Origin of the sequence: Salinimicrobium tongyeongense, assembly GCF_026109735.1 — a bacterium.
Classification (GTDB): Bacteria; Bacteroidota; Bacteroidia; order Flavobacteriales; family Flavobacteriaceae; genus Salinimicrobium; species Salinimicrobium tongyeongense.
Genome location: NZ_CP069620.1, coordinates 817,366 through 840,563, shown reverse-complemented (window position 1 = coordinate 840,563; position 23,198 = coordinate 817,366). Strand labels below are relative to the sequence as shown.

The window sequence follows — 23,198 nt, the reverse complement described above, 5'->3', positions numbered from 1 at the left end:
ACCTTCAGGAACATTGCCTAAATCTGTTTTGTATTTTACACTTCATGAGGCTCTCATCTCTTTTATGGCATATTCTGGTTTAATTGGCACTTTCCGCATAAAAAAGCCGCGCCTGTAGGCTATGTTTTTTTTCAGAAGAGAAAAAAACAGCTTCATATTTACCATATTCTTATTTTTATGCTAATTTTATAGCATTAGCTTATTTTTCTATTTGGTTTTTTTATGAACCGATAAATTATCTTCAGGTAATTTTCAGGTTTGGTTATAATTTTTTAAATCGGGTAGGAATTCGTAATTTTGCAGCACTTCAGAATATTAATAAATTCAAGATATGGCATACGATATTGATATGATCAAGAAGGTATACAGCCAGATGGGTGAGCGTGTAAACGCCGCGCGTGAAGCTGTTGGTAAACCTTTAACCCTTTCAGAAAAAATTCTTTATTCTCACCTTTGGGATGGAAAACCTACTCAAAAGTTTACCCGGGGAAAAGATTATGTGGAGTTTGCGCCAGACAGGATTGCCTGCCAGGATGCAACCGCACAAATGGCTTTGCTGCAGTTTATGCAGGCAGGGAAGAAGAACGTTTCTGTTCCTACCACCGTTCATTGTGATCACCTGATCCAGGCAAAACTTGGGGCGCAGTTTGACCTGCCAAGCGCAAAGAAATCTAGTGATGAGGTTTTTGACTTTTTGGAATCTGTTTCAAACAAATACGGAATTGGTTTCTGGAAGCCTGGAGCTGGAATTATTCACCAGGTAGTGCTGGAGAATTACGCTTTTCCTGGAGGAATGATGATTGGAACCGATTCTCACACGGTGAATGCCGGGGGTCTAGGAATGGTTGCTATTGGTGTTGGTGGTGCAGATGCCGTAGACGTGATGGCAGGAATGGCATGGGAGCTAAAATTCCCAAAGCTCATTGGGGTTAAACTTACCGGAAAACTTTCGGGATGGACCTCTTCAAAAGATGTGATCTTAAAAGTAGCGGGTATACTTACTGTTAAAGGAGGTACCGGGGCTATTATTGAATATTTTGGAGAAGGTGCCGAATCTATGTCGGCTACCGGAAAAGGTACTATCTGTAATATGGGAGCTGAGGTTGGCGCAACTACTTCTACCTTTGGATATGACGAATCTATGGCAAGATACCTGCGTGCAACAAACCGTGCCGATGTTGCCGAAGCTGCCAATGAAGTGAAGGAGCACCTTACCGGAGATCCTGAAGTGTACGCAAATCCTGAACAATATTTTGATGAGGTGATTGAGATCAATCTTTCTGAACTTAAGCCTCACTTAAACGGTCCTTTTACGCCAGACCTTGCCACGCCAATTTCAGAAATGGCTGAAAAAGCCAAGGAAAATGACTGGCCAATCAATGTTGACTGGGGCTTAATAGGTTCATGTACCAACTCTTCTTACGAAGACCTTACCCGTGCCGCTTCTATCGCCAGGCAGGCAGTAGAGAAAAAGGTAAAGGCCAAGTCTGATTTTGGGATCAATCCTGGATCTGAACAAATTCGCTTTACTGCTGAAAGGGACGGATTACTGAAAATATTTGAAGATCTTGATGCCACTATCTTTACCAATGCCTGTGGGCCATGTATTGGACAATGGGACAGAAGTGACCGTAAAGGTGAAGAAAAGAATACCATTGTACATTCGTTCAACCGAAACTTTTCAAAAAGGGCAGATGGGAACCCAAATACTCATGCCTTTGTAGGATCACCAGAAATGGTGGCTGCAATTGCCATTTCCGGGAGATTAGATTTTGACCCTTCCAGAGATTCGCTTTTAAATGAAGACGGGGAATACGTGAAGCTTGATGAACCAACAGGGCTTGAGTTACCTCCAAAAGGATTTGATGTGGAAGACCCAGGTTATTTAGCTCCTACTGAAGATGGTTCTACTGTAGAGGTAAAAGTAAACCCCAATTCTGAAAGGTTGCAATTACTTGAGCCATTTGAGCCATGGGATGGTAAAAATTTAATGGGCGCGAAGCTTCTTATTAAAGCTCACGGAAAGTGTACAACAGACCATATTTCTATGGCTGGGCCATGGTTGCGTTTTAGAGGTCATCTTGACAACATTTCAAACAACTGTTTGATTGGTGCGGTGAACGCCTTTAATATGAAGACAAATTTTGTGAAAAACCAGATCACCGGAGAATATGACGGTGTGCCTGCTACACAGAGAAAGTACAAAGCAGCGGGCATTCCTACGGTAGTAGTGGGAGATCACAACTATGGAGAAGGGTCTTCCCGGGAGCATGCTGCAATGGAGCCAAGACACCTTGGGGTTAAGGTGGTGCTGGTGAAGTCTTTTGCACGAATTCACGAAACAAACCTGAAAAAACAGGGTATGTTGGGGATCACTTTTGCTAATGAAAGCGATTACGATCTTATCCAGGAAGATGATACTTTTAACTTCGTAGACCTTGAAAGTTTCGCGCCAGATAAGCAGCTTACAATTGAGATTGTGCATGCCGACGGTTCTAAGGATACTATTAAGGCAAACCACACCTATAACCTGCCTCAAATTGAGTGGTACAAGGAAGGTTCGGCACTTAACTTAATAAAAAAGCAGAACGCTGCTTAAGTAAAGGTTTTCAGATAAAAATAAAAACTCCCGCAGCGCGGGAGTTTTTTGTTTGGGTAAAGATTAAAAATAGAAGAAGCAATTGTGTAATACAATTGCTTCTTCCTAGAAAGTAGATGAGAACTCCGGAGGTTTATTTCCGGAGTATTTCCCAAGTAATTTTTGCCCCCCAGTAAAAATTACTATTGTTCTCATCTATTTATGGCAGGGATTCCAGCTTTTTCTTGTGCTTGAACAGTACATCAAGAGTAGCAGATGGAATATCCTGGTTATAAAGTGTTTGGTAATACAATTTAATGTTTTTTTTCTCTTTTTCATAGCAAACCTTCAAATTTAAATTATTAAAGGTATTTCGAGCTAAGTAATCCAGCTTGAGAAAAACCGGCAAGAAGTTTAGTACTGCTGCCCCAACTGCAGAAGTCTGGATAGAATTTTTGATATTGAACAGCAGTTTCCTTAACTCAATTTTAGCTTTTTCACGAATCTCTATGAGTCTGGCAATGTTATCTGCCATGTCTTTATCTTCCTCTTTTAAGTCATAATAAAGCACATAATACATTTGAAGGAGATCGTCGTTGGAGAGATCTAATTTTAAAAGCTGAGAGTATAACTGGAACTGCATCTTCTGGTAAATGAAAAATTACTAAAATAAATGTAACATTTATTTTCTCTCAAGAAGATGCTAAAAAATTGATTAACATAATTTTAGGCTTTTTTGTACGAAGTGTTGTAAGAAAAGTAAAAATTCTGAAGAACTAAAATGAAATGAATTGGAGTAGGTAGGGAAGTATAATCTACTAAAAGTGCCCAGAGCGGGACTCGAACCCGCACGCTCTAATGAACACATGGCCCTCAACCATGCCTGTCTACCAGTTCCAGCACCTGGGCTTCCTTTAAGATTTCTTTAACGAATTGGGTTCTTCGTCTTAAGAAGAGATCTAAGAGATGATGTTATCTCTGTAAATCCTAAAAAGTGACCTGGCTGGGACTCGAACCCAGGACCCTCTCCTTAAAAGGGAGATGCTCTACCAACTGAGCTACCAGGTCAATATTTAAATGAACTTTTTTTGTTGTGATCTGGCTGGGGCTCGAACCCAGGACCCTCTCCTTAAAAGGGAGATGCTCTACCAACTGAGCTACCAGATCTTATTGCTTACATTTTTGCTAATGCGGGTGCAAATATACCCACATTAATTTATTTTTCAAGAACAAATTGATATAAATTTGACCAACATTTTAAAGTTGGGGTAAAACTCCTTAAAAATCATATATTTAAGCATGAAATTAATTCTGATAGGTTACATGGGATCTGGTAAAAGTTCAGTTGGAAAGGTCCTTGCCGGTCAATTATCTGTTAATTTTTTGGATCTGGATGCCGAAATTTCCGCAGAAGAAAATAAATCTATCCCTCAAATTTTTTCCGATCATGGGGAGGTATATTTCCGTAGAAAAGAAGCAGAGGTACTAAAAAAACTCCTGGAGAAAGATGAGGGCTGCGTGCTTTCATTAGGAGGGGGTACTCCCTGCTATGGAAAAAACATGGAGTTGATCAAAGCGGCGCCCAAGGCTACTTCAATATATCTGAAGACCGGATTGCTGCAACTAACAGAACGCCTGATGGTAGAAAAGGAGCACCGGCCTTTAATAAAAGATCTGGATTCTTCGGAAGCCCTGGAAGATTATATCAGGAAGCACCTGTTTGAGCGCACGTTCTTTTACAATCAAAGCGACCTTATAGTTTCAACCGATGGAAAATCTGTAGATGAGGTGGTGGCTGCTATAGCTGAAGAACTAGATTAGCTCCACGCTGTCGGCTCCCGGCTTAAAATGGACCTTTACGGTCTCATGAATGGAGGTGGAAAGGGAGATGCCCTTAAAATCGGCTTTTACAGGGTATTTTTTATGGCTCCTGTCAACCAGAACAGCAGTTTTGAACCTCTTTAAGGGTACGTCAAGAAAATGCTTTATTCCGTAGATCAATGTGGTGCCCGAATTTAGAACGTCATCTATTAAAACAAGGGCCTTATTTTGATAATCCTGGGGAGACAGGCTGGTAGTGATAATGTCGAGAGGGTTCTTCTTATTTACTTTTACCTCACATAGCTGCACATCCAGGTCGGAAATTTGCCGGAGTTCTGCCTGCAATTTTTGTGCGAGCTGAAAGCCACTTTTCGCGATCCCGGCCAGGATGATCTGTTTTTCTTCCAGGTTGCTTTCATAAATCTGGTAGGCAATCCTTCTTATTTTATGATTGATCTGCTCGTGGTTTAAGATCAGGACAGAATTTTTCTCCATGGGGATGTTTTTTCCAAAGATACTAATTGGGAGGCTAAAATTTAATTAATCTTCGTCAGCTTCAGGGTCAAACCACTCATCGAGTTCCCGTCGGTCTTTTTTGGTAGGCCGGCCGGTGCCTTTTTTTCGGTAATAATCCTGGGAGTACTTTAGTAATTCTCTTTTTTCAAGCTCTTCCTGCGGCGTAATGTCATTGATGTACAGGTTAACCAGTTTGGCACCTAGCCTGCTTTTGGGGATATCCAGCACTTCTATCTGGTAATTGATCTGGTTTTTTCTCACCTGGATCTTATCCGTTGCAAAGACTTCTCTTGACGGTTTGACAACAGCATCGTTCATTCGTACCTTTCCCTGTTTGCATGCTTCGGTGGCCAGGCTTCGGGTTTTAAAATATCTCACGCACCATAAAAACTTGTCTACTCTCATCTTTGTACAGTAAAATTCCTTCGATCTTCAGCAAAAATACAAGAATATTGTATCTTGCGGCCCTAAATTACCTATTGATGAAACTGAATAAATTTTTGTTTTTATACCTGCTTGCCGGTATCTCTTTAATGTCTTGTGACAAGGATGATGATAGTCCAGAAGTTGTACCGCCAAGAGACAGGGGAGAACAGGAGTTGACAGACCAGGCTGCACTTGATGCTTACCTGGACACACACTTCTACAACTACGAAGAATTTGAAGCTGCTCCTGAAGGTTTCGACTTTCAAATTGAAATTGATACTATCAATGCCGATAATGCCGGTAAAACACCACTTAGTGAGTCACCTTTACTGGAGAAAAAGAACTTTAACTATGAAGGGGTAAATTATACGTACTATGTTTTAAAGGTTCGCGAAGGAGCAGGCGAGATGCCGCAACCAAAATTTAGCGACTCGGTATTTGTTTCCTATAAAGGTACTCTTTTGAACCGCAGCACTTTTGATTCTTCACAAAACCCCGTTTGGTTTGATCTTGTGCAAACCATACCCGGCTTTGGTCTTGGAATTACGAAATTTCGTGGAGCTTCTGGGTTTGAAGTGCGAGAAGACAATACCATAGAATGGAACAACGATTATGGGGTGGGCGCGGTATTCCTGCCTTCTGGCCTTGCTTATTTCAACGCTTTTAGAGGAACCATTCCATCTTACAGTCCGCTTGTTTTTGCCTTTCATTTATACGGAGTAAACGAGGCAGATCACGACCGTGACGGAATTCCCTCGTGGAGAGAAGACCTAAACGAAGATAAAATTCTAGGGAACGATGATACCGACGGAGATTTAGTACCGAATTACGCTGATAGCGATGACGATGGCGATTTTATTCCTACCCGGGAAGAAATATCTGATGAAGACGGGAATATCATTTTCCCGTATCCCCATTCCAATGATGATGGAACGCCAGATTATCTGGATCCAAATATCTAGACATAAAAAAGCCCCGAAAAGGGGCTTTATTGATATACATAACGGGTTCCTTTACAAGCTTAGTGAAATCCCGAATATAATCTGGCTGGGTCTTGAATCTATTCGCTGCGGGCCGGTTGTACTACCATCAAGTTGTGCGAATTCGGCTTCATTTTCTTTCAGGGCTCTTTCATATCTTACATCCAGACCTATTCTCCCTAATTGGACCCCGGCACCCAGTTGTGCACCAATGGTGAATTCTTCCTCTACATCGCCAAGGTCAAAACCTTCAAAATCGTTATCTAACATATATTGCAGGCTGGGCCCGGCAAATATCTGCACAGGGCCAAAGATCTTTGTACCCACTAAAATGGGCAGGTCCAGTTTTGAAACATTGTATTCCGCTTCCTGTTGATTAAATTGATAGGTGCTTTTGGTGGTGGTGTAGACCAGCTCGGGCCTTAAAAAGAAACCCAGGAGGTTTGCCTGGTAATAAAGGCCAAAATGATATCCCATTTTGCTGTCTCCCCCTTCCAACACATCTGCACCGGCATTGGAGAAGTCGCTGTAGGTAAGTTCTCCGTTATCGGCATAATTTATTCCGCCTTTTATCCCAAACCCGTTTTGTGCAATTGCTGCGGAAGTGGTTACGAACATCAAAATAAAAAGGTATTTTTTCATAAAAGTTCAGTTTTGTGGTTAGGTTTAGAACGACAAATAAATATTTTTATTTGCTCCAAAAGAATAAAGCCTCTCTAAAAATGGCATTTTAGAGAGGCTTTTGTGCTGTTTATCCTGAAAAAATTACTTTCTCTTGATAACTTTTTCTGAAGCCTTTACAATAGCAGCAGCATTCAATCCATATTTCTCCATGAGCTGCTCGGGGGTACCACTTTCACCAAAGGTGTCCATAGTAGCAACAAATTCCTGTGGCGCAGGTTGGTTTAATGTAAGGGTGCGGGCAACGCTTTCCCCAAGGCCGCCCAGGAAGTTGTGTTCTTCGGCAGTGACCACGCATCCGGTTTTTTCTACGGAAGCAAGGATTGCAGCTTCATCTAAAGGTTTTATTGTATGAATATCGATCACTTCAGCTGAAATGCCACGCTCTTCAAGTTGTTCCGCAGCTTGCAGGGCCTCCCAAACCAAATGCCCGGTTGCAATGATGGTAACATCAGTTCCTTCATTCAGCAAAACTGCTTTTCCAATTTCAAATTTCTGGTCTTCCGGAGTAAAATTTGCCACTTTTGGACGTCCAAAGCGCAGGTAAACAGGGCCGTCATGTTGGGCAATGGCTATGGTAGCCGCTTTGGTCTGGTTGTAATCACAAGGATTGATCACAGTCATTCCCGGCAACATTTTCATAAGCCCGATGTCTTCGAGGATCTGGTGGGTAGCACCGTCTTCTCCCAGGGTAAGCCCGGCGTGAGAAGCACATATCTTCACGTTCTTGCCCGAATAGGCAATAGACTGCCTTATCTGGTCATAAACCCGGCCGGTTGAGAAATTGGCGAAAGTTCCTGTAAAAGGGATTTTTCCACCTATGGTCAATCCGGCGGCGATCCCCATCATATTGGCTTCAGCAATACCAACCTGAAAGAACCTTTCGGGGTTTTCATCGATGAAATCCTGCATTTTTAGAGAACCTACCAAATCTGCGCAAAGGGCAACCACATCAGGGTTGGTTCGGCCAAGTTCGGTGAGTCCCGCTCCAAAACCTGAGCGTGTATCTTTTTTGCCTGTATCTGTATATTTTTTCATAAGCCTCTCCCGACCCCTCCAGAGAAGGGGAGTTAGGGCATTTATTTAAGTGTTAATATTTTTTCATTTTTTGAGATCCAGTTCCTCCCTTTTGGAGAGCTGGGTGGGCTAGTAGTCTCCTAAAGTTTCGGGGTTTTGTGCAAGGGCTTTTTCCAGTTGCTCATCATTTGGAGCAACTCCGTGCCATTTGTGGCTTCCCATCATAAAATCTACGCCGTGACCCATTTCGGTATTTAACATAATAGCTACGGGTTTTCCCTTGCCGGTGCGGCTTTTCGCCTCTTTAAGACCCTTAAGGATTTCCCCTATGTCATTCCCTTTTTCTATTTCCAGGACGTCCCAACCAAAAGCTTCAAATTTTTGAACCAGGTTCCCCATTGGCAATACATCATCTGTACACCCATCAATTTGCTGATAATTTCTGTCTACGGTCGCAATGAGGTTATCCACTTTTTTTGCAGCCGCATACATTATCGCTTCCCAGTTTTGGCCCTCCTGCAATTCGCCGTCGCCGTGAAGGGAATACACAAGATGCTTATCGCCGTTGAGTTTTTTGGCATTTGCGGCGCCTATGGATACCGAAAGTCCCTGGCCAAGAGAGCCCGAAGCCACTCTAACCCCAGGGAGGCCTTCATGAGTAGTGGGGTGCCCCTGGAGGCGGGAATCAATTAATCTAAAGGTATTGAGCTCTTCCACCGGAAAATATCCGCTACGCGCAAGAACACTGTAGAAAACCGGTGAAATATGGCCGTTGGAAAGAAAGAACAGGTCTTCGTTAATCCCGTCCATATCAAATCCTTCCTTGCGCTGCATTACTTCCTGGTAAAGGACGCTTAAGAATTCGGCGCAGCCCAAAGAACCTCCGGGGTGACCCGAATTTACCTTGTGAACCTGCCTTACAATGTCCCGTCTCACCTGGGTGACAAAATCTTCTAGTTGTTGTGTGTTTGACATCTGGTTTTTATTAAATGTCCTGCAAAAATACTATTTTATCAATGCTTTGGAAATCAACCCGGCTCAATTCTTTTAAAAGCTTTGAACAATTACTGGGATGTTTAATGAGAATTTAAATCTATCAGATTTCTACGGAAGTTATATGCAGGCGGTGCATATTTGCAATATGATAAGTGGGAAAAGCTACCCATGAAACCAGCCACGAATTTCCGAATGCTTTCTTCCGAAGCAATTGTTTGTTCTGATGTACTTGATCAGACCTGTTTGTCTGGTATTTCCGAAAAAGCTTCTGAAAATGCCATTTTTGAAAGGAAATTAGTTTGCTGCGAATTCGCGAATGCTTTCTTCCGAAGCAATTGTTTGCTCTAATGTATTCGCCAAACCTGTTAAACTGGTTTTGTCCGAAAAAGCTCCTGAAAATGCCATTTTTGAATGGGAAATATTCTGCCACAGATGTATTGATGATCTTTTTTCTGAAAGCTTTTATTCTTCACGGATTTGCAGTACAAGCCGGGAAATTACTTTTTTGGAATTTGGTACTTGGAATTTGGTGCCTGGAATTTGGTATTTAGATCATCCTTCTAACTTTTCTACCTGTTTTGCCCTGCGCACTGACCACTAAAAATACCTATCTTTGCGCCCATTAAAATTGTTTATGAAATTTGAATTAGCAGTTACCGATTCAGGCAGCAGTGCCAGGGCAGGAGTGATAACTACAGACCACGGAACCATTGAAACCCCCATCTTTATGCCGGTGGGCACAGTGGCTTCTGTAAAGGGGATAAGCCAGAAAGACCTTAAAGAACAGGTGAACCCCGATATTATCCTGGGAAATACTTACCACCTGTACCTGCGCCCGCAAACCGAAATCCTGAAAAAAGCCGGCGGGCTCCACAAGTTTATGAACTGGGACAGGAATATTCTCACCGACAGTGGCGGTTACCAGGTTTATTCGCTGGCCGACAGGAGGAAGATCAAAGAGGAAGGCGTGCGGTTCAAATCTCATATTGATGGTTCTTACCACAATTTTACGCCAGAGAACGTGATGGAAATTCAGCGGCTCATTGGGGCAGATATTATTATGGCTTTTGACGAATGTACTCCCTATCCCTGCGACTACCGCTACGCCAAGAATTCGATGCACCGCACCCACAGGTGGTTAGACAGGTGTATTGCTCATCTTGATAAGACTCCGCCAGAGTACGGGTATTCTCAGGCACTTTTCCCAATAGTTCAGGGAAGTACTTATAAAGACCTTCGGAAAGAATCGGCTGAGTACATTGCTTCAGCAGGAGCAGAGGGCAATGCCATAGGCGGACTTTCAGTAGGGGAGCCGGCAGAAGAAATGTATGTCATGACCGAGGTCGTAACAAACATTCTTCCGAAGGAAAAACCCCGATACCTCATGGGGGTGGGAACCCCAATCAATATTCTCGAGAATATAGCTTTGGGAGTAGATATGTTCGACTGTGTGATGCCTACCAGAAATGCCAGAAACGGAATGCTCTTTACTGCTCATGGGACCATCAATATCAAGAATAAAAAGTGGGAAGATGATTTTAGCCCCATAGATGAATCTGGCGCCACGTACGTAGATACGTTTTATACAAAAGCTTACCTGCGCCACCTTTTTACTGTGAACGAAATGCTTGGCAAGCAAATTGCTACCATGCACAACCTTGGCTTTTACCTTTGGTTGGTTCGGGAGGCAAGAAAACATATCTTAGCCGGGGATTTTGCTTCCTGGAAGAATAAAATGGTACAGCAAATGAACAAACGCCTGTAATTTGAAGATCCTAGACTGGTATATATTAAAAAGGTACCTGGGCACATTCGTGTTAATGTTGCTCCTCTTCATTCCTATTGGCATCACCGTAAATCTTGCTGAAAAGATCGACAAGATCCTGGAGAATGAGGTGCCTTTTCTTGAAGTGGTGTACTATTATATAGACTTTACCATCTACTTCGCCAATTTACTTTTTCCATTATTCCTGTTCCTTTCGGTGATTTGGTTCACGTCTAAGCTTGCCCAGAATACCGAAATTGTGGCATTTTTGAGTAGTGGGGTTTCCTTTTGGCGTTTTCTTCGTCCGTATATTATTGGTTCTACCATAGTTTGTTTCGCTGCACTTATTTTGGGGATGTATCTTGCTCCCAGTGCCAGTAAGGGGTTTAATGAATTTAAATACACTTACCTCAAAAGGAGTAGCGATGTACAGGAGACCAGTGATGTGTACCGGCAGATTAACGACAATGAATTTATTTATGCGTCTCACTTTCAACCCCGGATCAATTCGGCTCAAAATTTTACTCTTGAGCATTTTGAAGGGAACAAACTTAAATTTAAAATAAGTGCGTCGCGACTGAAGCTGAATGAAGAAGATTCTACTTACACCCTTACCAATTACCATAAAAGGATTATTGGAGAAGAAGGAGATAAGTTGATCTCTGAAATGACAAAAGACACCATCCTGCCCTTCGATTTTGATGAGCTTACCCCTGTTTCCTATATGGCAGAGACACTCAACTACAATGAACTCGAAGCTTTTATTGAGCAGGAAAAAGGACGTGGTTCGGGGAATATAAACAGGTATAAGGTTGTGGCTTATAAACGCTGGAGCCTTCCGGTTTCAGCATATATACTTACCATTATTGCAGTTGCGGTTTCTTCAATGAAACGCCGAGGCGGAATGGGGGTTAACCTCGCTCTGGGAATTACCCTGGCCTTTATTTTCATTTTTATGGACAAGGTCTTTGGTACCATTGCCGAGCAAAGTACCTTCTCACCTTTGATTGCCGTGTGGTTCCCCAATATTTTCTTCGGAATTTTAGCTGTTTACCTGCTCTGGAATGCTAAGCGATAAAGTTAAGGCTTACCTGCATTTTCACTTCATTGTGTTTATCTGGGGGTTCACTGCGGTTTTAGGTGCATTAATAACACTAGATGCCGTGCCTTTGGTATGGTACCGTATGCTATTGGCCAGTGGCTTTATTTTTCTCTGGATCAAATGGAAGAAAAAAAACCTGAAACTTTCAGCGGGGCGAATAAAGCTGATGCTTGTCGCCGGGCTGGTCATCGCCCTGCACTGGTTAACATTTTTTGGGGCAATTAAGGTCTCTAACGTTTCCATTACCCTGGCCCTGCTCTCTACAGGTGCTTTTTTTACCTCTATTCTCGAACCTGTTTTTTACAAACGCAGGGTGATTTGGTATGAGATACTTTTAGGTATAGTGGTAATTTGCGGGCTCTACATCATATTTCAGGTAGAGACCGAATATGTTCTGGGAATCCTGCTTGCCCTCATCTCGGCTTTTCTTTCTTCGGTTTTCTCTCTAATAAACGGGAAGTTGGCAAAGCAGGAAGACGCCGCTGTAATCTCATTTTACGAACTCCTTACCGGTACCGCTGCCATTAGTGTTTACCTTCTTGTTCTTACTTTCTTCGGAAGTAGCAGTAGCACTGGTTTTAGCAGCGGGTTCTTTAATGTTTCAATGACAGATTGGGCTTACCTCTTCATTCTGGCTTCCATTTGTACCGCCTATGCCTTTATAGCTTCGGTAGCAGTTATGCGGCATTTAAGCCCTTATACCGTAATGCTCACCATCAACCTGGAGCCGGTCTACGGGATTCTTCTTGCTTTTTGGGTCTTCGGAAGTGATGAGGCCATGGATCCCGGCTTTTATTACGGGGCGGCAATTATTCTAATTACCGTGTTCCTCAACGGCTTTTTGAAGACGAGGAGAAAATTCAAAAAACTGCCAAAAGCTACCTCTTAAGTTTCTTATATTTGTAAGCTAATTAAAAACAACCCATAACTCATTATGGAATATTTAGATTTTGAATTACCTATAAAAGAGTTGGAAGAGCAGTACCAGAAAGCTTGTGCCATTGGTAAGGAAAGTGATGTTGATGTTTCAGCTACATGTCGTCAAATCGAAAAGAGACTCACCGAAACCAAGAAAGAAATATACAAGAATCTCACTGCCTGGCAACGGGTGCAGCTTTCACGCCATCCAAACCGGCCTTATACCTTAGACTATATTAATGCCATTTGTGGTGAGACTTTCCTCGAGCTTCATGGAGACCGAAATGTAAAAGATGATAAAGCCATGATTGGCGGCCTTGGAAAAATTGGTGATCAGAGTTACATGTTCGTGGGGCAGCAAAAAGGTTATAATACTAAGACCCGGCAGTACCGCAATTTTGGAATGGCAAATCCCGAAGGTTACCGCAAGGCCCTTCGTTTAATGAAATCTGCAGAAAAATTTGGGATCCCTGTAGTGACTTTTGTAGATACTCCCGGGGCTTATCCCGGTCTTGAAGCAGAAGAGCGCGGCCAGGGAGAGGCAATTGCCCGAAATATCCTCGAAATGACCAGGCTCAAAGTTCCTATTATTGTGGTGATTATTGGGGAAGGAGCCAGTGGTGGCGCCCTGGGTATTGGAGTAGGAGATAAAGTTCTTATGCTCGAAAATACCTGGTATTCTGTGATCTCCCCCGAATCATGTTCGTCAATTCTGTGGCGAAGCTGGGAGTACAAGGAAAGAGCAGCCGATGCACTTAAACTTACTGCCCGCGATATGAAAAAACAAAAGCTCATTGACGAGATCGTGAAAGAGCCGGTGGGCGGTGCCCATAGTAACAGGGAAATGACATTCTCTATAGTCAGGGATGCCATTTCTGAAGCTTATGGCGAGTTTAAAAACTTATCACCAGATGAATTGGTGAAAAAACGAATGGACAAATATTCCCAAATGGGGGTGTTTAAAGGTTAAATCCTTAATACATAAGACAGGAAAAAATCCGGAGAGCTTCTCTTCGGATTTTTTTGGCCTTATCAACAAAATAAACTAAGTTGTTAACAGTTAAAATGTTCATAACCTGTGAACTAAGTAAGGCCGTTTACGGCCAAATTCTATACTCTATTTCTCTACTTTCGTAACATGGAAAAAGTCAAAGCCCCTAAAAATTTTAATTTCAATCCCGGGAATGTGATCAATCTCGAGAAAGGGAAGCTTCCGCCTCAAGCTGTTGATTTAGAAGAAGTTGTGCTTGGTGCAATGATGATCGATAAAAGAGGAGTTGACGAGATCATCGATATTTTGCATCCCGATGTTTTCTATAAATCTGCCCACCAGTATATCTTTGAAGCCATTTTTAAGTTGTTCGAGAATTCTGAACCGGTCGACTTATTAACGGTTTCCAATCAATTGCGAAAAGATCAGAAACTGGAGCAGGTGGGAGGTGATTTTTACCTTGTTCAACTCACTCAAAAAGTGTCTTCTTCGGCACATATTGAGTTTCATGCAAGGATCATTCTTCAGAAATATATTCAGCGTAGCCTTATAAAGATCTCAAACGAGATCATTGAAGAATCTTACGATGAAACCACCGACGTTTTTGACCTTTTAGACACCGCAGAATCCAAACTCTATGAGGTAACCCAGGGGAATATCAAAAGATCTTCGGAAACTGCGCAGGACCTTGTGATGCAGGCAAAGAAAAAAATTCAGGAAATCTCCAATAAATCGGGTCTTTCTGGGATTCCTTCAGGCTTTGAAAAGCTCGATAAGCTCACTTCCGGCTGGCAGCCCAGTGATTTGATTATTGTCGCGGCCCGTCCCGGTATGGGTAAAACGGCCTTAACGCTGTCTATGGCCCGAAATATTTCGGTAGGGCAAAATATCCCCGTGGCTTTTTTCTCCCTGGAAATGTCTTCGGTACAGTTGATCACCCGTTTGATCTCTTCTGAAACTGGCCTGTCTTCAGAAAAACTCCGTACCGGAAATCTTGAAAAACACGAGTGGGAACAGCTTAACGTCAAGGTAAAAGGCCTTGAAAAAGCACCGCTTTTTATTGATGATACGCCCTCCCTTTCCATTTTTGACCTTAGGGCAAAAGCGCGGAGACTGGCTTCTCAACACGGGATCAAACTAATTGTGATTGATTACCTGCAGCTCATGACGGCCGGTGGTAGCCAGAAAGGCGGAAACAGGGAACAGGAGATCTCGACAATTTCGCGAAACCTGAAAGCTCTGGCAAAAGAACTTAACGTTCCGGTAATTGCGCTATCGCAGTTATCGCGGGCAGTGGAAACAAGAGGGGGCTCAAAAAGGCCACTTTTGAGTGACCTTCGGGAATCGGGTGCGATTGAGCAGGATGCCGATATCGTGTCGTTCATTTACCGTCCCGAATACTATAAAATTGAGGAATGGGATGATGAAGAACGCTCCCCAACCGAAGGCCAGGCAGAATTTATTGTCGCCAAGCACAGGAATGGTGGGCTAGAGAATATTAGGCTTAAATTCCTTGGACATTTAGGTAAATTCGATAACTTAGATGACTTTGATTCCCCTTCTGAATTTCATTCCAAGATGAATGACAATGACTCGGGAGATTTTGGATTTAATACCAGCCATTTCCCAAGCGCCAATGAAGCCTTCGGAAGCTCGATGAATGATGATTTAAATGATGACGACAGCGACGTGCCTTTTTAACAATATATTTTCTCCTCTCCGGAATTCTTCCGAAGAGCCTTTTACTAAAGTCAAATCTCAAAAAGCCGGAAAGAGTTTATCTTTTTCCGGCTTTTGCATGCTGTTGATTTTCTTTCTTTTTTCGGCATCAGCTTTTGCATCGCAAATTCTCATCCCTATGGATGCCGAGAGTCAGCGCAACCACCTAAAAGCCTATGGCATTACCTACTGGATGCTCAACAAAGACCTCAAAGTGCAGTGGCTGCTCAACTATCGTGGCGGTTCCTTTTTGCTGCCCGATTCCGAAGAACTCCGCAGGGAATGTAAAATTCGTGGTGTCTCGTATGAGGTGATTAGCGACCAGAAAACTTCCGATATTCTTGAAGAAATATCGAGTCCTTCCAGAAATATGCAGGCAGTTCTGCTTGAAAAAGCGCCCAAAATTGCAGTTTATTCCCCGCAGGGCAACAAACCCTGGGATGATGCCGTGACTATGGTGCTCACTTATGCAGAAATCCCTTACGAGACCATTTATGACGAGGAGGTTTTAAATGATGCCCTGCTGCTGTTTGACTGGCTGCACCTGCACCACGAAGATTTTACCGGCCAGTATGGGAAATTTTACCGCAGTTACCGCACTGCGCCCTGGTATATTGAAGATAAAAAACAGGCTGAAGCCCTGGCCGTTAAACTTGGTTATGAGAAAGTTTCAGAAGAAAAACTCGCCGTGGCATTGAAAATCAGGGATTATGTGGTTGGCGGCGGATTCATGTTTGCCATGTGCAGCGCGACCGATAGTTTCGATATCGCTCTTTCTGCCGAGGGAGTAGATATTGCCGAACCTATGTTTGACGGAGATCCCAGTGACGCCGATTACCAGAATAAGCTGAATTTTGAAAAGAGTTTTGCTTTTGAAAATTTTATTCTGGAAAGAAATCCAATGGTATATGAATTTTCTTCAATAGACATGACCGGGAAACGGCAGGTGCCCATGGATGTAGATTATTTCAGCCTCATGGAATATTCGGCAAAATGGGATCCGGTGCCAACCATGCTCACCCAAAACCACACAACTTTAATTAAAGGTTTTATGGGGCAAACCACGGCTTATGACCCCGAAAACATTAAACCTACCGTACTGGTTATGGGGCAGAGCAAGATCAACGGCGAGGCCAAATATATCCACGGAATTAAAGGCAACGGATTTTTCACCTTTTACGGGGGGCATGATCCCGAAGATTACCAGCACATGGTAGGAGATCCTAAGACCGAACTGGAACTGCATCCCACTTCTCCGGGGTACCGCCTTATTTTGAACAACGTGTTGTTTCCGGCTGCCAAAAAACAAAAACAAAAAACTTAAGAGACCTTCCTTGCTACGCCTTTATGGAAAAAACAACTAGCTACAACAAGAAGATTACCAAAACCGTTTTTATAGCATTGCTGATGCTGTCAGCCCTGGCACTACTTATCTTTCACGCCAATTTCTTCCTGTTGGTTTTTGCCGGGATCTTCTTTTCCACCTTGTTGAATTTTTCTTCCAACTGGATAGTGAGCAAATCCAAAATGCCCTATTGGCTGGCGTTATTGCTGGTGCTGCTGTCCATGACGGGAATCCTGGTGTTGATCATTGTGCTCATAGGCCCTTCTATGGTACAACAGGTGAAGGAAATGACAAACACGTTACCGCAATCTCTTAACAATTTGAGGGAGGAGATAAGGCAGACTTCCGTGGGGCGTAGTTTATTTGAAGAATTACCTTCAGATCTTGGGGCTTTAATTGAAAATCGGGAAAAAGTAGTGTCGAGAATTGTGGGGTCTTTTTCAACCACTGTGGGGGCGATTGCGAACTTTTTTATCATCATCGTAACCGGGATCTTTCTGGCTTCCAGTCCAAAAATTTACACCCACGGATTTATAAGGTTGTTTCCAATAAATTTCCGTCCGCGTTTAAGTGAGGTGATGGACAAAACCCAGCGTTCCCTCAGCCTTTGGATGATGGCCAAGCTCATTTCCATGCTGGTAGTTGGAGTATTTACAGCCATAGGCCTGGAAATTCTTGGCATGCCCATGCCTTACGCCCTCGCGTTGATAGCAGCCTTGTTTTCTTTCATTCCCAATATTGGGCCTTACCTGGCGCTTGCGCCGGCCGTGTTGATCGCACTCATGCAGGGTGGCAACATGTATATCTATGTGCTAATCTTATATTTTAGTATTCAAATCGTAGAGAGTTATTTGATCACCCCTATGATTGAAAAGAAAATGGTGCACCTGCCGCCCGCACTTACCCTGTTTTGGATGGTGCTGTTAGGAATTATTACCGGGATTCTCGGGCTTATCATGGCTACGCCTATTCTTGCCGCCCTTATTGTTATTATTGAAGAGCTGTATGTAAAAGACCATCTTGAAGCTTCCAATAATCAGGAAGATGAGGCTGTTAAAAAGCAGGATGCAATAGAAAGAAATCCTGAAAGTGCCGATTCTAAATAAATTTTCCCCATGAAAATCGATGCGCACCAACATTTCTGGCAGTATGATGCCGAAAAATATTCCTGGATTTCTGAAGAAATGTCGGCTATCAGAAAAGATTTTACGCCGGAAGACCTTCTGCCTTTCCTGTCAAAAAAGGGATTTTCAGGCTGTGTTGCCGTACAGGCCGATCAATCGGAAGCAGAGACAGAAGTCCTGCTGAAAATGGCAAAAAATCACGACTTCATAAAAGGAGTGGTAGGCTGGGTAGATTTAGCTTCCCCTGAAGTTGAAAAGCGGCTGAAATTTTATTCAAAAAGCCCATTTTTGAAGGGTATTCGCCATACAGTTTGGGACGAAAAAGGGGAGTTTATGACGTCTCCTGAATTTCAGCAGGGAATATCATTTTTGGCAAACCTGGGTCTTACTTATGATATTCTGGCATTTGATTATCAGCTTGGCGGTGCTGTAGAACTGGTAAAAGCCTTTCCCCGGCAGAAATTTGTGCTTGATCACATGGGAAAACCACAAATTTCAGGAAAACCCGATAAGCAGTGGGTAGATCATATTCAGCAACTGGCCGCCTTTCCCAACCTGTGGTGCAAAATTTCAGGATTGGTCACTCAAACGCCCCACTTCAGCTGGAAAACTTCAGATTTTTCCCCTTATCTAAAGGTAGTTGCCGATGCTTTTGGCGTAGATCGTTTGATTTTTGGATCAGACTGGCCGGTGTGCCTTTCCGCAGCAACCTATTCTGAAGTAACTGGGGCTGCGGAAGATTTCTTCAGCAGTTATTCAAAAGCAGATAAAGAAAAGATCTTCGGAAGAAATGCTGCTGAATTTTATAACTTGAAGTAGAATTAACTAAGGTGTCAAAAATGGCAAAAATGGATTACATTTTTCAGAAGGAAATAAAACTCAAAGCCAAACCCAGGGGCTTTCATCTGGTGACCGATGAGCTGCTTCAGCAAATCCCCGAAATAAAAGAAGTTTCGGTAGGATTTTTACAGATCTTCATCAAACACACTTCCGCCGGACTTACCATCAATGAAAATGCCGATCCTACCGTAAGAGCCGATTTTGAAAGTCACTTCAATAAGATGGTGCCCGAAGATCAGCCGTATTATAAACACACTTTAGAGGGGAGTGACGATATGCCTGCGCATATAAAAGCTTCTCTGCTGGGGTCTTCGCTTCAAATCCCCGTGACAAACGGCCGTTTGAATCTTGGCACCTGGCAGGGTATTTACCTGTGTGAACATCGCGACCACGGGGGGAGCAGGAAACTGGTGCTTACTATTTATGGTGAAAAAAGATAAGTCCAGGAATATATAAATTATTACAAAATTAGTAACCGCTTCTACCCATATCTTCTTAACAAAAATCCGGTGGGTCATGATGGGACGCGTAGAAAAGATTAGACCTGCAAGGTTTTTAAAAACCTTGCAGGTCAGAGAAAAATTCAGTGGGGGAATGTGTCTTAAATTATTTGTGTATTTGTGGCAAAAAGATCAAAGGCAGGCTTCAACAAAAAAAAATCCCGCTCTTTCGAGCGGGATTTTATAAGTGAGATAACAGTTTAATTTATTTTACTTTTTTGACGATAGCTTCAAACGCATCTGGGTGGTTCATCGCCAGGTCGGCAAGAACCTTACGGTTCAATTCGATTCCTGAAGCTTTTACTTTCCCCATGAATTGTGAATAAGACATTCCGTGCATACGGGCTCCAGCGTTGATACGCATGATCCAAAGTGAGCGGAAGTTTCTTTTCTTGGTTTTACGGTCTCTGTAAGCATATAGCATTGCTTTGTCAACCGCGTTTTTCGCTACTGTCCAAACGTTTTTACGACGTCCAAAGTAACCTTTTGCTTGCTTAAGAACCTTTTTTCTTCTGGCTCTCTTCGCAACTGAATTTACTGATCTTGGCATATTTTAAAATTTTTTTGTAGCAGGCGGTCGTTCTCGACACTTTTAACTTTCTGTTCTAAAATCTAACTTTTAAAATCTAACTTTAAGTTGCCTGACTCCAGGGTTATTAAATTTGGTAAACCATCAAAGGTTCAATTACAACATTCGCAATTGAAGTTTGATATTCTTTTCGTCTGCTTCATGTACTAAAGTACTGTGAGTCAGCGCGAGCTTTTGTTTTTTAGTCTTCTTTGTCAAGATGTGACTTTTAAACGCATGCTTTCTTTTGATCTTTCCGGTACCGGTAAGCTTGAAACGCTTCTTGGCACTGGATTTTGTTTTCATCTTAGGCATTCTGTCCTTCTTTTAAATTATCTCACTTATTATCTTAAATCTGCAAATTTTTAAGGCTGCAGAAATTATTTTGATTTGGTCTTCTTGGGGGAGATGAACATGGTCATACGTTTCCCTTCAAGTTTTGGCATTTGCTCTACCTTTCCAAGTTCTTCAAGATCGGTAGCAAGGCGCAGTAAAAGGATCTCTCCCTGTTCTTTAAACACAATAGAACGTCCTTTAAAGAATACGAAAGCTTTTAATTTCGCTCCGTCTTTAAGGAATTTTTCTGCGTTCCTTTTCTTAAACTCATAGTCGTGATCGTCTGTATTAGGACCAAAACGTATCTCTTTAACAACCACCTGGGTTGCTTTGGCCTTTAATGCCTTGTCACGCTTTTTCTGTTCGTAGAGAAACTTTTTATAGTCCATTACTTTAGCAACGGGAGGATTGGCATTGGGAGAGATCTCCACCAGGTCAAGCTCCTGTTCTTCGGCAATGGCTAATGCTTTACGGGTAGGGTACACACCCATTTCCACGTTGTCGCCTACAAGGCGAACTTCTTCCGCGCGAATCTTTCCGTTAATTCGGTGCGGATCTTCTTTGATTTCTCTAAGAGGTCTTTTGGTTCTTTTTCTACGTATTGCTATGGCTCAAAAATTTTGGTTAAACTTCAAATGATTGTAAAGTACTATTTACTTCCTTTTTTATTAGTTCGGCGAATTCTTCAACAGTCATACTGCCAAGATCGCCTTCCCCGTGTTTACGTACAGAAACCGTTCCGTTTTCTGCCTCCTGTTCTCCAACAATCAGCATATACGGAATCTTGCTCACTTCTGCTCCCCGGATTTTCTTACCAATGGTCTCATTCCGGTTGTCTACAAGGGCGCGAATTTCGTGATTTTCCAGCGAATTTAAAACTTTTTGGCTGTATTTTTCGTATTTCTCGCTGAGGGAGAGTATAATAGCCTGCTCTGGCATCAACCACAGCGGGAAGTTTCCGCCCGTATTTTCCAGTAGCACAGCCACAAAGCGTTCCATACTGCCAAAAGGAGCACGGTGGATCATCACCGGCCGGTGCATTTCATTGTCACTTCCTTTATAGGTAAGGTCAAATCTTTCAGGTAAATTATAATCTACCTGAATAGTACCAAGCTGCCATTGTCTGCCAAGAGCATCTTTCACCATGAAGTCGAGCTTGGGGCCATAAAATGCGGCTTCGCCGGTTTCCACAACATAGTTAAGCCCTTTCTCCTTGGCTGCATTGACGATGGCATTTTCAGCCTTGTCCCAGTTTTCGTCAGATCCTATATATTTTTCTTTATTTTCAGGATCTCTTAAAGAAACCTGGGCAGTGAAATCTTCAAATCCGAGGGAACTGAATACATATAATGTAAGGTCGATCACTTTTTTGAATTCAGAATCCAATTGGTCCGGGGTACAAAAAATGTGGGCGTCATCCTGGGTAAATCCGCGTACGCGGGTAAGTCCGTGTAATTCTCCACTCTGCTCGTAACGATAAACAGTTCCGAATTCGGCAAACCGCTTCGGAAGATCCTTGTAGCTCCAGTGTCCGTGGTTGTAAATCTCGCAGTGGTGCGGGCAGTTCATGGGCTTCAGCAAAAATTCCTCTCCTTCATTCGGAGTTTTTATAGGCTGAAAGCTGTCTTCCCCATATTTTGCATAGTGACCGGAAGTAACATAAAGTTCTTTTTGCCCAATATGCGGAGTGACCACCATCTCGTAGCCGGCTTTCTTCTGGGCTTTTTTCAAAAAGTTTTCAAGACGCTCTCTCAAAGCAGCACCTTTTGGGAGCCATAAAGGTAACCCCTGTCCAACCTTTTGTGAAAAAGTAAAAAGTTCCAGCTCACGACCTAATTTACGGTGATCCCTCTTTTTAGCTTCCTCCAGCATTTCGAGATATTCCTTGAGGTCTTTTTGCTTTGGAAATGAAATTCCGTAGACTCTGGTAAGCTGCGGATTCTTTTCATTGCCTCTCCAGTATGCACCTGCAACACTCATCAGTTTCACTGCTTTTATCACGCCGGTGTTGGGAAGGTGGCCGCCGCGGCAAAGATCTGTAAAGGTGTCATGGTCGCAGAAGGTGATTGTTCCGTCTTCAAGGTTTTCAATAAGTTCAACCTTGAACGGGTTATTTTCTTTTTTATAGAAATCAAGAGCTTCCTGCTTGGAAACCTCTCTCATCTGGAAGTCGTGCTTCCCCCTGGAAATTTCCAGCATGCGGTCTTCAATCTTTTTGAAGTCGTTTTCAGAGATCTTTTGCTCTCCAAAATCCACGTCATAATAGAAGCCATTTTCAATAGCCGGTCCTATGGTAAGTTTTGCCCCCGGATAAAGATCCTGGATTGCCTGTGCCATCACGTGGGAAGAAGAGTGCCAAAAAGCCTTTTTTCCCTCGGGGTCGTTCCAGGTATATAAAGTAAGGCTGCCGTCGGTATTTAAAGGAGTGGATGTTTCAACCACTGTATTGTTGAACTTTGCCGAAATCACATTGCGGGCCAGGCCTTCGCTAATGCTTTTTGCCACCTCCATTGGGGTAGTGCCGTTTTCAAACTCTTTGATACTGCCATCGGGCAACGTAATCTTTATCATAAAACTCTAATTAGGTCTGCAAAGATAACAGGTTAGCATTTGCTTTACAATACTATACTATATAAGTAGTATATTTTCTTGGGCGTTCCTCCACCATAGCCTTCGGCAAAGGTGGAGTCGCGTGTTCCGCTGTAGCCCCGATAGCTATCGGGGGCTGCCGCTTCACCCGCTAACGCAAAATGTTGGGAAGTACGAAAGTAGATGTGCGACTTTAGAATTTTTTGGATGTACTATTAGGAGCAATACCTTTTCTGACACCCAATCTTAGTTTTTACTTCTAAATTCTACCTTCGTACCTCTACCTTCAAAAATATCATTTTCAGCACCTTAGTTTCCGGGAGGTTTAAAATGTCAAAAAAAGCTTAAAATATTTTTGGTTGAGGCTTGCGGGATTGAAATTCGGT

Annotated in this window: 22 protein-coding genes and 3 tRNA genes; 12 read left to right on the top strand and 13 right to left on the bottom strand. The window is 42.8% G+C overall.

Translation table 11 applies throughout. From position 1 onward, the window contains the following. Positions 1–331: 331 nt before the first annotated feature. Positions 332–2,599: an aconitate hydratase gene (locus JRG66_RS03675; protein WP_265164389.1), complete on the top strand. Its 2,268-nt coding sequence runs from the start codon at positions 332–334 to the stop codon at positions 2,597–2,599. Positions 2,600–2,798: 199 nt separating this feature from the next. Here JRG66_RS03675 and JRG66_RS03670 read toward each other — a convergent pair whose 3' ends face one another. The 4 genes from JRG66_RS03670 to JRG66_RS03655 all read right to left on the bottom strand — a co-directional run bounded on the left by JRG66_RS03670 (position 2,799) and on the right by JRG66_RS03655 (position 3,745). Continuing rightward, the gene (locus JRG66_RS03670) at positions 2,799–3,221 is read right to left on the bottom strand and encodes a hypothetical protein (protein ID WP_265164388.1); all 423 of its coding nucleotides are present in this window, start codon (positions 3,219–3,221) and stop codon (positions 2,799–2,801) included. Positions 3,222–3,403: 182 nt separating this feature from the next. Beyond that, positions 3,404–3,487 (bottom strand) — tRNA-Leu (locus tag JRG66_RS03665). An 86-nt stretch (positions 3,488–3,573) separates the two neighbouring features. After that, positions 3,574–3,646 (bottom strand) — tRNA-Lys (locus JRG66_RS03660). 26 nt (positions 3,647–3,672) lie between these two features. After that, positions 3,673–3,745, bottom strand: a tRNA-Lys gene (locus tag JRG66_RS03655). A gap of 132 nt (positions 3,746–3,877) precedes the next feature. Here JRG66_RS03655 and JRG66_RS03650 point away from each other — a divergent pair. Further along, a complete protein-coding gene (locus JRG66_RS03650; protein WP_265164387.1) occupies positions 3,878–4,399 on the top strand; it encodes a shikimate kinase in 522 nt (173 codons plus the stop codon). Here JRG66_RS03650 and JRG66_RS03645 read toward each other — a convergent pair. Continuing rightward, positions 4,391–4,894, bottom strand: coding sequence for a phosphoribosyltransferase family protein (locus JRG66_RS03645; RefSeq protein WP_265164386.1), 504 nt, complete (start codon positions 4,892–4,894; stop codon positions 4,391–4,393). The two genes, JRG66_RS03650 and JRG66_RS03645, sit on opposite strands and share 9 nt — an antisense overlap. Before the next feature lie 45 nt (positions 4,895–4,939). Beyond that, positions 4,940–5,320, bottom strand: coding sequence for an RNA-binding S4 domain-containing protein (locus JRG66_RS03640; protein ID WP_265164385.1), 381 nt, complete (start codon positions 5,318–5,320; stop codon positions 4,940–4,942). Positions 5,321–5,397: 77 nt separating this feature from the next. Between JRG66_RS03640 and JRG66_RS03635 the strand changes: the two genes are divergently transcribed. Next, positions 5,398–6,303: an FKBP-type peptidyl-prolyl cis-trans isomerase gene (locus JRG66_RS03635; RefSeq protein WP_265164384.1), complete on the top strand. Its 906-nt coding sequence runs from the start codon at positions 5,398–5,400 to the stop codon at positions 6,301–6,303. A 51-nt stretch (positions 6,304–6,354) separates the two neighbouring features. Here the strand turns inward: JRG66_RS03635 and JRG66_RS03630 are convergent, their stop codons facing one another. The 3 genes from JRG66_RS03630 to JRG66_RS03620 form a co-directional block, all read right to left on the bottom strand. Beyond that, positions 6,355–6,963: a porin family protein gene (locus JRG66_RS03630; protein WP_265164383.1), complete on the bottom strand. Its 609-nt coding sequence runs from the start codon at positions 6,961–6,963 to the stop codon at positions 6,355–6,357. A 123-nt stretch (positions 6,964–7,086) separates the two neighbouring features. After that, a complete protein-coding gene (locus JRG66_RS03625; RefSeq protein WP_265164382.1) occupies positions 7,087–8,040 on the bottom strand; it encodes a transketolase family protein in 954 nt (317 codons plus the stop codon). Between the two features lie 108 nt (positions 8,041–8,148). Beyond that, entirely contained in the window at positions 8,149–8,994 is an 846-nt protein-coding gene (locus tag JRG66_RS03620) for a transketolase (protein ID WP_265164381.1), read from the bottom strand. Positions 8,995–9,649: 655 nt separating this feature from the next. Between JRG66_RS03620 and tgt the strand changes: the two genes are divergently transcribed. From tgt to JRG66_RS03575, 9 genes are all read left to right on the top strand, one after another. Further along, on the top strand, positions 9,650–10,780 hold the full coding sequence (gene tgt / locus JRG66_RS03615; RefSeq protein WP_265164380.1) for a tRNA guanosine(34) transglycosylase Tgt: 1,131 nt from the start codon (positions 9,650–9,652) through the stop codon (positions 10,778–10,780). Position 10,781: 1 nt separating this feature from the next. Further along, positions 10,782–11,858, top strand: coding sequence for an LptF/LptG family permease (locus JRG66_RS03610; protein ID WP_265164379.1), 1,077 nt, complete (start codon positions 10,782–10,784; stop codon positions 11,856–11,858). Next, the gene (locus JRG66_RS03605; RefSeq protein ID WP_265164378.1) at positions 11,845–12,771 is read left to right on the top strand and encodes a DMT family transporter; all 927 of its coding nucleotides are present in this window, start codon (positions 11,845–11,847) and stop codon (positions 12,769–12,771) included. The genes JRG66_RS03610 and JRG66_RS03605 overlap by 14 nt, the downstream gene beginning before the upstream one ends. A gap of 45 nt (positions 12,772–12,816) precedes the next feature. Next, positions 12,817–13,770 (top strand): acetyl-CoA carboxylase carboxyltransferase subunit alpha, encoded by a 954-nt coding sequence (locus JRG66_RS03600; RefSeq protein ID WP_265164377.1) that lies wholly within the window; start codon positions 12,817–12,819, stop codon positions 13,768–13,770. 168 nt (positions 13,771–13,938) lie between these two features. Beyond that, positions 13,939–15,492, top strand: coding sequence for a replicative DNA helicase (gene dnaB, locus JRG66_RS03595; protein ID WP_265164376.1), 1,554 nt, complete (start codon positions 13,939–13,941; stop codon positions 15,490–15,492). A 97-nt stretch (positions 15,493–15,589) separates the two neighbouring features. After that, on the top strand, positions 15,590–16,834 hold the full coding sequence (locus tag JRG66_RS03590; protein WP_265164375.1) for an asparagine synthetase B: 1,245 nt from the start codon (positions 15,590–15,592) through the stop codon (positions 16,832–16,834). A 23-nt stretch (positions 16,835–16,857) separates the two neighbouring features. Beyond that, complete coding sequence (locus JRG66_RS03585; protein ID WP_265164374.1) at positions 16,858–17,961, top strand: AI-2E family transporter; 1,104 nt, start codon at positions 16,858–16,860, stop codon at positions 17,959–17,961. A gap of 9 nt (positions 17,962–17,970) precedes the next feature. Beyond that, positions 17,971–18,798 carry an amidohydrolase family protein gene (locus JRG66_RS03580; protein WP_265164373.1) on the top strand — a complete coding sequence of 276 codons (828 nt, stop codon included), beginning with the start codon at positions 17,971–17,973 and terminating at the stop codon, positions 18,796–18,798. A 29-nt stretch (positions 18,799–18,827) separates the two neighbouring features. Further along, complete coding sequence (locus JRG66_RS03575) at positions 18,828–19,259, top strand: secondary thiamine-phosphate synthase enzyme YjbQ (RefSeq protein ID WP_265164372.1); 432 nt, start codon at positions 18,828–18,830, stop codon at positions 19,257–19,259. 265 nt (positions 19,260–19,524) lie between these two features. On the opposite strand, the gene rplT is transcribed toward JRG66_RS03575, so the two are convergent. From rplT to thrS, 4 genes are all read right to left on the bottom strand, one after another. Next, positions 19,525–19,869 (bottom strand): 50S ribosomal protein L20, encoded by a 345-nt coding sequence (rplT, locus tag JRG66_RS03570; protein WP_265164371.1) that lies wholly within the window; start codon positions 19,867–19,869, stop codon positions 19,525–19,527. Between the two features lie 135 nt (positions 19,870–20,004). Further along, positions 20,005–20,202 (bottom strand): 50S ribosomal protein L35, encoded by a 198-nt coding sequence (gene rpmI / locus JRG66_RS03565; RefSeq protein ID WP_265164370.1) that lies wholly within the window; start codon positions 20,200–20,202, stop codon positions 20,005–20,007. 65 nt (positions 20,203–20,267) lie between these two features. Next, complete coding sequence (gene infC / locus JRG66_RS03560) at positions 20,268–20,789, bottom strand: translation initiation factor IF-3 (RefSeq protein ID WP_265165400.1); 522 nt, start codon at positions 20,787–20,789, stop codon at positions 20,268–20,270. 58 nt (positions 20,790–20,847) lie between these two features. Beyond that, positions 20,848–22,794, bottom strand: a complete 1,947-nt coding sequence (gene thrS, locus JRG66_RS03555; protein ID WP_265164369.1) for a threonine--tRNA ligase — start codon at positions 22,792–22,794, stop codon at positions 20,848–20,850. Between the last annotated feature and the right edge of the window lie 404 nt (positions 22,795–23,198).

Bases quoted from the DNA above. Each gene is read 5' to 3' on its own strand.
- JRG66_RS03625 (WP_265164382.1), bottom strand. From the start codon at position 8,040: ATGAAAAAATATACAGATACAGGCAAAAAAGATACACGCTCAGGTTTT.
- JRG66_RS03600 (WP_265164377.1), top strand. From the start codon at position 12,817: ATGGAATATTTAGATTTTGAATTACCTATAAAAGAGTTGGAAGAGCAG.
- JRG66_RS03585 (WP_265164374.1), top strand. From the start codon at position 16,858: ATGGAAAAAACAACTAGCTACAACAAGAAGATTACCAAAACCGTTTTT.
- JRG66_RS03675 (WP_265164389.1), top strand. From the start codon at position 332: ATGGCATACGATATTGATATGATCAAGAAGGTATACAGCCAGATGGGT.
- JRG66_RS03645 (WP_265164386.1), bottom strand. From the start codon at position 4,894: ATGGAGAAAAATTCTGTCCTGATCTTAAACCACGAGCAGATCAATCAT.
- thrS (WP_265164369.1), bottom strand. From the start codon at position 22,794: ATGATAAAGATTACGTTGCCCGATGGCAGTATCAAAGAGTTTGAAAAC.
- JRG66_RS03605 (WP_265164378.1), top strand. From the start codon at position 11,845: ATGCTAAGCGATAAAGTTAAGGCTTACCTGCATTTTCACTTCATTGTG.
- JRG66_RS03640 (WP_265164385.1), bottom strand. From the start codon at position 5,320: ATGAGAGTAGACAAGTTTTTATGGTGCGTGAGATATTTTAAAACCCGA.
- JRG66_RS03575 (WP_265164372.1), top strand. From the start codon at position 18,828: ATGGATTACATTTTTCAGAAGGAAATAAAACTCAAAGCCAAACCCAGG.
- rplT (WP_265164371.1), bottom strand. From the start codon at position 19,869: ATGCCAAGATCAGTAAATTCAGTTGCGAAGAGAGCCAGAAGAAAAAAG.
- JRG66_RS03650 (WP_265164387.1), top strand. From the start codon at position 3,878: ATGAAATTAATTCTGATAGGTTACATGGGATCTGGTAAAAGTTCAGTT.
- JRG66_RS03670 (WP_265164388.1), bottom strand. From the start codon at position 3,221: ATGCAGTTCCAGTTATACTCTCAGCTTTTAAAATTAGATCTCTCCAAC.
- JRG66_RS03620 (WP_265164381.1), bottom strand. From the start codon at position 8,994: ATGTCAAACACACAACAACTAGAAGATTTTGTCACCCAGGTGAGACGG.
- JRG66_RS03635 (WP_265164384.1), top strand. From the start codon at position 5,398: ATGAAACTGAATAAATTTTTGTTTTTATACCTGCTTGCCGGTATCTCT.
- JRG66_RS03590 (WP_265164375.1), top strand. From the start codon at position 15,590: ATGCTGTTGATTTTCTTTCTTTTTTCGGCATCAGCTTTTGCATCGCAA.
- JRG66_RS03580 (WP_265164373.1), top strand. From the start codon at position 17,971: ATGAAAATCGATGCGCACCAACATTTCTGGCAGTATGATGCCGAAAAA.
- dnaB (WP_265164376.1), top strand. From the start codon at position 13,939: ATGGAAAAAGTCAAAGCCCCTAAAAATTTTAATTTCAATCCCGGGAAT.
- rpmI (WP_265164370.1), bottom strand. From the start codon at position 20,202: ATGCCTAAGATGAAAACAAAATCCAGTGCCAAGAAGCGTTTCAAGCTT.
- JRG66_RS03630 (WP_265164383.1), bottom strand. From the start codon at position 6,963: ATGAAAAAATACCTTTTTATTTTGATGTTCGTAACCACTTCCGCAGCA.
- tgt (WP_265164380.1), top strand. From the start codon at position 9,650: ATGAAATTTGAATTAGCAGTTACCGATTCAGGCAGCAGTGCCAGGGCA.